Consider the following 6,740-nt stretch of genomic DNA (forward strand, 5'->3'; position numbering starts at 1 on the left):
GGCTCTGTCGGCTCGAAGCTGGGATTTTGGCCAAGTTGAAGAACGTTGTGGGAACCCTGCCGCGGTGATTGACGTTTAACTTGCCGGGGAACGACATTTCGCTCCGAATTATGGAGTGGAGTGACGAGCTTGAGCCTTTCGCATGAAGATTTGGTCAGCCGCTGGAGCCTGAGTTTTTCCGATATGGAATTTGTAACCGGCAAGCCGGTATCGGCGCGCCTTGGGCTGGCGGCGCAGCTGAAGTTTTTCATGGCCTACGGCTTTTTCGTACAGGATCGCAGCGCAATCCCTGCCGATGGTATCTCATACCTGGCCGAGCAGCTTGGATTTGATGACGATACCCCGAGCGAATACGATTTTGGTGGTCGTACCGCGCGCCGGCATTGCGCCGAGATATTGCAGTATCTCGGCTTTCGGCGGTTGAAGCGCGCCGATCGGGAGGCGCTGACATTATGGATTGCTGCCGAGCTGTGCCCGACCGGGCAGTCGGCTGGCGCAATGCTGGATGAGGTTTTCCTCTGGTGCCGGGACCGGCGCATATATGGCCCGTCGCCGAAAGAACTGGAACGTCTGGTGCGTTCTCAACGGCAGCGGTATTTCGATGACCTGGTGGCCGAGACCAGCGCTCGTCTGTCTGAACGCGCCGTCGTATTGCTGGAAGGATCCATCACCGATCCGGACGGTCTGACCGGCTTCAACACGATGCGAGGTGATGCTGGACAGGCATCGCTCGACAACATTCTTGGCATGACGGCAAAGCTCGCCTTCATCCAGAGGCTTGATCTGCCGCAGGATATCCTGGCGACGACGGGGAAGGCATGGCTGGAACAGATCGTTCGCCGTGTTGCCGGCGAAAAGGCCTGGGAGATGCGGCGGCACGCTCCGGCCAAACAGATCGGCCTCTACGCGATCTATCTTTCGTCACGACAAGCGCAGCTCACGGACGCAAGATCGGATCGCGCTCGAAACGCAAGGTGGTCGGCGAGATCGCGAAGGATATCGAACGCGTTTACGGCAAGGAACAGTTGCTGGTCGACATCGCCATCGCCTCGATCGACGAACCGGCGGGGCGGGTCTGCGATGTTATCTTCCCGATCGTCGGGAAGGACAAGCTCATGGCCATCATCAAGGAGAGCCAGGCGAAAGGCGCTCTCGACCGGCGGATATATAAGGTGATGCGGGCGTCCTGGGCCAATCATTACCGGCGCATGTTGCCCAGCCTGCTCTCGGTCCTGGAATTCCGGTCGAACAATACGGTCTGGCGTCCGGTGTTGGCGGCATTGGAATGGATCAGAAGCAAGATGCATGACGGATGCCGGTTTGTGTCGGCGCAGGACGTGCCGATCGACGCGGTGATCCCAACCAGATGGCGCAGCTCGGTCATCGATGATGACGGTCGGGTCAACCGGATCAGCTATGAGCTTTGCGTGCTCACGCCAATGGCTTTGTGTTCTTCGGCAAGGGCGGCGAGATCGCCACCAACCGGGTCGATGAACAGGAAATCTCCGCTCTGGCTTTGCACCTGCTGCAAGCTTCACTGGTCTACGTGAACACACGCATGCTTCAGACCGTGCTGGTGGAACCGAAATGGGCCGGCCGGATGGCACCGGAAGACTATCGTGGCCTCACGCCGCTCATCTACAGTCACGTCAATCCTTATGGCCGTTTCGATCTCGACTTGAATAGTCGGATCGACTTTGATCGGCTGGCGGCATAATTTTTGGAGACGATAATGGTCAAGATTGCTGAAGCATGCCTGAATGTTCTCTACCAGCATGGGTTGTCGTCGGCACAGTTCCAATTCTGCTTCGAGAGAGCAAAGCATGATCTCCTTGCCGATGGCATGGCCTGCGACGCCATTGTTGCTGAGGTTATGCAGTCCATGGACGATCATCCGGACGCGGCAACATTGTTCGGGTTGCTGCTGGATGAGGCGCGAATGGGCATCGAGAATGACAGCCCATATGGAAAGGCCTTCCTGGAAAATGCGGAGAACGCGATCAAGGCTCGCATTGCCGCCGACGCTTTCGAACCGCTTCACCGTTTGAAAATCGCTGGCTTGTATCGGCGTGCCGGTCTGCCCGTGCCAGACATACTGATGCTCGATCCGGAGGGGGAAAGTGCCGCCGATGAGGTCCCGATGCCGGATCTTGATGGCGTGCTTGCCGTTTTAGCGGCAGAAGTTGAGGCCGAAGGCGGCGGCGCGTATGAGTTCTTCGGTGGCCTGGATGAGATGACGGCAGGAATGCCGGAGGAGGCCAAAGCTGGGTTTATTCATCATCTTATGAGCCTCGATAATCCCTTTTTGGAACGCTGCGCGCTCTATTGGCTGGTGTCTGGTGCAGCATTGACCCGGGAGGCCGTGGCTGCCGGCCTACGAGAAAGGCTCATGCGCGGGGAGCTGCAGCCTGAAACAGCATCCTATTTGCCGATTATTCGTGGCTGGTTGCCGGCGAGTGCCGCCCGGGCGGCTATCGATGACATCGGCAAGCTGGCTCGCCGACAAGGTTTTGCAGATGCTTCCAATCAAAACAGAGCGGAGCCGATCGTCAGCGAAATCATGGCGACCACCGCCGACGGTGTTGGAGCACAAGGCCTGACGATTGTCGGAAAACTGCAAGCCCGGACATTTGTCGCGATGATCCTGTTAAAGACCGGATACGGCATCAAGGATGCCTTTGTCATTCGTTGCCGTTCAAAGCGCGAAGCAACCAACATCGTCTCTTATGCCCGCCAGGAAGCAAACAGCGTCAAAATAGATCGAATGACTGCCGAACTGCTGCTGGAGGCAGCTCTGGCGGATGGGATGGAACACGGCCACCCACCAGCGCCAGGCTTCATTGACGTCATGGAGGCTTGCAGCCTGAGCCAATTGCGGCCCCAGGAAAGGAATCTGCAGGCTTTGCTGGAACACGTCGATCCGCAAAAGGAAATCCAGGATGCGACAGCGGCAGAGCTGAATGGGATGCTCCGCGATGCGTCAGCACTGGACGCGCTCGTCCCGTTCACCGACAGCTGGTTTGAAGACACAGGAGAAACACGCGGCATCATCCAGGGCTCTCGGTCGGCGCGGACTGTTGAAAAAAGGATCTGGGCCTTTCTCGAAGGCCGGCGAGACATTTGGGCGAGGCGATTTCTGCAAACCGCGATCATTCTCAAATCGGCTAAGAAGGAGCGAATGTCAAAAGCACTGGCAGCCGCAGCCTTCGCCGTGATGCACAAGCATCCTCTACAGGACATCCCGCTTATGGAAGACATCGTTATGACCACACTGGACGCAGGCGGCGGATCTCCGTGGTGAGTATTTGGGTATACCCGTAGTGAACGTCGTCAATGAACAGTTCGAGGCTGTGGAATCCTGTTTATTTTGGGTCCCGATTGAGATATCGAACAAATCGACGCGATGGCACACCCAAATTGAACAGTTTGCATGGTATAGGACATGGCTCGTATCGGATATGCCCGGACATCCACAACAGACCAGAACCTTGCGGCGCAAATCGCCGCGCTCAGGAACGCCGGCTGCGAGGTCATCCGCGAGGAGCAGAAAAGTGGCGCATCGCTCGAAGGTCGGCCGCAACTGATGACCATTCTCGACTTCATCCATGCCGGCGAAACCCTTGTCATCACCCGCATCGACCGGCTGGCCAGATCTCTGCGCGATCTTCAGGTGATAGTCGACCGCCTCAAGGCCAAGGGCGCGCACCTGGTTGCCACTGAGCAGCCCGTCGATACCTCCACAGCCGCCGGGAAGGCGTTCTTCGACATGCTCGGCGTCTTCGCGGAGTTCGAAACCAACCTGCGGCGCGAGCGGCAGGCTGAGGGTATTGCCGCTGCCAGGAAACGTGGCATCTACAAAGGCCGCCCACCGAAGATTGACCGCGCAGAAATCCTGCTTCGGCTGCAACAGGGCCAAGGCCCCAGCAAGATCGCTCGCGATCTCGGCATATCGCGCGGCACGGTCTATCAGGTCCGCAAAGGTGTTTCCGAATGAGCAAGGCCAACCGCATCACCCGTTTGACATCCGCCACCTGCGAGCAAATCCAGGCCCGCATGCTTGAGGCTTGCAGAAAGATCGCTTCAGATCACGGCCTGGTCATCGAAAGCGCCGGGTGGCGCGGCCTGGAGCCTGGCTTCTCGTTCGAACCTGCATTCCGCATCAGCATTCCCGCGCCAGATGGCAAGCCCCTCAATCTGGATAAGGAGATGTTCGCCGTGCTGGCCGAACAGTACGGCCTGGAGGCTGCTGACTTCGAGCGCGAGTTTATCGCTGGCGGTGAGCGCTTCCGCATCACCGGCATTGATCCGCGACGACCCAAATACCCTATCTCCGTAGAGCGTATTCCCGATCGCCGCGGCTTCAAGTTCACCGCCGACAATGTGGCCATGCTGCTCAAAGCTCAGGCCAAACCCTGACGTTCACCAATCGTTCTTTAACTTGGCCAAAATCCCAGCTTCGAGCCGACGGGGCCTGGAATGGTGCGCGGCATCAGTTTGGAATGCATGCGCGCGATCGTCGGAATCCGCAGCCAGGCGCAGGATCAGGGAATTGGAGCAGAAAGTCGGGCAACAGCAGCTCGATCTCGATTTTTTTCGCGAAGCCTTGCGGCACTTCGAGGAAGATCAGCGTCGGAGCAGCGCTCCTGGCGAAACGGGATCTTCAAAGTCATCGAAAAGATGACGACCGGCCTGTTGCAAGGCGAATTCAACATCGATCGAATGTGCTGGCTCGCGGGCGTCAGCCGCGCGAGTTATTACCGTCACTGGCTGGATTCGGCTCCTCGTCGGGCCGAAACAGGTTTGCGAGACCTCGTTCAAAAGATGGCTCTCGGCAATGCGCACTACGGTTACCGCCGGATCGGAGCCCTGTTGCGTCGTGAGGGGTGGCAAGTCAACCACAAGTGCATTCTACGCATCATGCGTGAAGACAATCTGTTGCGCCTGCGCGCGAGACCCTTTGTTCCTAACGACCAACTCGAGGCATGGTTGGCAAGTCGTGCCGAACCTCGCCAGGGGCATGATCCTCAATGGGGTTAACCAGCTATGGGTTGCCGATATCACCTTCCTTCATCTCGCTGAGGAGTTTGCATTCCTTGCCGTTGTGCTTGACGCGTTTAGCCGGCGGGTGGTCGGATGGGCATTGGATACGCATCTCAGAGCAAGCCTTGCCATCGAAGCTCTCGAGATGGCTATCACCGATCGCCAGCCCGCGCCCGGGAGCCTCGTGCATCATTCCGATCGTGGCGTTCAAGGCAGATTCAACCGGTCGTCGCAACACCTTGAAAGAGGAGGTTGCTATGAAGTCCAAAAATCGGAGCTCAGCCACTCGTTTGCGCCGAGCACCGACCCGGCCGGGACACTGGAGGTCACAGTGAGGGCATCGGAGCGGCGGTGGCCGTGCGAAGATGTCGAGGATCGCTTGCCTGACGGCCGGCATGCTCGGTTGTGGTGGCGGACCCGTGAGTCTTTTTTTTCCGTCCCGCGGCCTTGAGGCGGCGGGATTGGAGAAAGGCATAGGCGATCATCGTCATCAAGGCATGTCGATGTAACCCCGTCCAGGACCTGCCTTCGAAGTGGTCGAGCCCAAGCTCCTCCTTGAGTTGCTGGTGTGCCTGCTCGCAGACCCATCTCGCTTTGATCGTGGCCGCGAGCGTCTTGAGGGTGGTATCGGTCGGCAGGTTCGACACATAGTATTTTTGCTCTCCGGTCGACCGCCGCTCGCCGACGAGCCAGACTTCGTCGCCAGGCATGCATTGCACACGATTATCGAGCATCCGGTGCTTATGGCCGTCCGCAACCCGGACACGGCGGGCTGCGAAGAGACATGTCAGCCGGCCTTTAGTGCCCCGGCGCCAGCTAAGCTTTTGCCATTTCTCGCCGGCCAACATCGCCTCGGCAGAAACCGGGGGCCGGTCGGCAATGTGGTATTTGCGGCGCTTGCCGGTGCTGGCGACGGGGAAGACCAGAGCAACGTCGGCCGGATAGACGTTCTGGCGTCGCGACAGGCCAACGGCCCAGAGCAGACCGCGCTCGCTCAAGGCCTGACGGAACGGCCCGCTTGATCCGTATCCGGAATCGGCAAGCACGCAGCCGAAACGGACGCCGGAGGCGATGACACGATCGATCTCTTCAAGCGCGATCTCCGGCTTCGTCCGAGCGATCTGTCGATCCGTCGGCACGCCGGCCCGCGCCATACGCTCTTGATCATCCGTCCAGGTCTCGGGCAGAAACAGCCGCAGCCCCACCATCACCGGAACCTCGCGCGATGCCAGCGTCACCGAGACCAGAGACTGACAGTTGGCAGTCTTCCCAAGCGCGGAGGCGTATTGGGGCGCAACGCCAACCGAGTGACATCCCTTCTTCGGCAACGCCGTGTCGTCGATGATCAACCAGGCATTGTCGCCGCCAACCAACTTGTCGGCTTCAACGAGCAGGGCCGTTTCGAGCGCAGAGGCATCCCAGACGCCGCTGCCGATGAAATGATGAAGCTGGTCATAGCTGACGCCGCTATCTCGGGCCGCCATCGGCTGAACGCTCTTGCGATCGCCAGGGCCGATCAGCCCCGCTACATAGGCAGGGCACATCCGGCGCCGCCGCTTGTGCCCCAGCGGCGCCAGAAACGGCTGAAGCCAGTCCATCAACTCCTCGTGCCACCCCACCATGACGCGCTCCTCTTCATCGGAGCGCTCAGCATCAATCCATCTTGGATAACAAATCGTAAACGTGCCAAAGTAGTGCTA

6 protein-coding genes and 3 pseudogenes are annotated in these 6,740 nt (G+C 59.0%); 7 read left to right on the forward strand and 2 right to left on the reverse strand.

The features are described from left to right. On the reverse strand, window positions 1-251 hold a 251-nt coding region (locus tag ILFOPFJJ_RS34760), incomplete at its 3' end, for a hypothetical protein (protein WP_210267656.1). Between ILFOPFJJ_RS34760 and ILFOPFJJ_RS36590 the strand changes: the two are divergent. The 7 genes and pseudogenes from ILFOPFJJ_RS36590 to ILFOPFJJ_RS36595 form a co-directional block, all read left to right on the forward strand. After that, window positions 184-1,442, forward strand: a pseudogene (locus ILFOPFJJ_RS36590) (DUF4158 domain-containing protein); the annotation flags it as partial. The gene ILFOPFJJ_RS34760 and the pseudogene ILFOPFJJ_RS36590 sit on opposite strands and share 68 nt — an antisense overlap. Then, window positions 1,436-1,717: pseudogene (locus ILFOPFJJ_RS35420) on the forward strand (Tn3 family transposase); the annotation flags it as partial. The pseudogenes ILFOPFJJ_RS36590 and ILFOPFJJ_RS35420, both read left to right, overlap by 7 nt. Window positions 1,718-1,732: 15 nt before the next feature. Next, a complete protein-coding gene (locus ILFOPFJJ_RS29620; protein WP_173514099.1) occupies window positions 1,733-3,301 on the forward strand; it encodes a Y4lR C-terminal helical domain-containing protein in 1,569 nt (522 codons plus the stop codon). Between the two features lie 141 nt (window positions 3,302-3,442). After that, window positions 3,443-3,994, forward strand: a complete 552-nt coding sequence (locus tag ILFOPFJJ_RS29625; protein ID WP_028006006.1) for a recombinase family protein — start codon at window positions 3,443-3,445, stop codon at window positions 3,992-3,994. Further along, window positions 3,991-4,416 (forward strand): hypothetical protein, encoded by a 426-nt coding sequence (locus tag ILFOPFJJ_RS29630; protein ID WP_173514100.1) that lies wholly within the window; start codon window positions 3,991-3,993, stop codon window positions 4,414-4,416. Before ILFOPFJJ_RS29625 ends, ILFOPFJJ_RS29630 begins: the two co-directional genes overlap by 4 nt. A gap of 303 nt (window positions 4,417-4,719) precedes the next feature. After that, window positions 4,720-5,037, forward strand: a complete 318-nt coding sequence (locus ILFOPFJJ_RS36075; RefSeq protein WP_376741475.1) for an IS3 family transposase — start codon at window positions 4,720-4,722, stop codon at window positions 5,035-5,037. Beyond that, a pseudogene (locus ILFOPFJJ_RS36595) lies at window positions 5,018-5,194 on the forward strand (DDE-type integrase/transposase/recombinase); the annotation flags it as partial. The gene ILFOPFJJ_RS36075 and the pseudogene ILFOPFJJ_RS36595, both read left to right, overlap by 20 nt. A gap of 172 nt (window positions 5,195-5,366) precedes the next feature. Here ILFOPFJJ_RS36595 and ILFOPFJJ_RS29645 read toward each other — a convergent pair. Then, on the reverse strand, window positions 5,367-6,662 hold the full coding sequence (locus ILFOPFJJ_RS29645; protein WP_173514102.1) for an IS701 family transposase: 1,296 nt from the start codon (window positions 6,660-6,662) through the stop codon (window positions 5,367-5,369). Between the last annotated feature and the right edge of the window lie 78 nt (window positions 6,663-6,740).

Source organism: Sinorhizobium psoraleae, assembly GCF_013283645.1.
GTDB lineage: Bacteria > Pseudomonadota > Alphaproteobacteria > Rhizobiales > Rhizobiaceae > Sinorhizobium > Sinorhizobium psoraleae.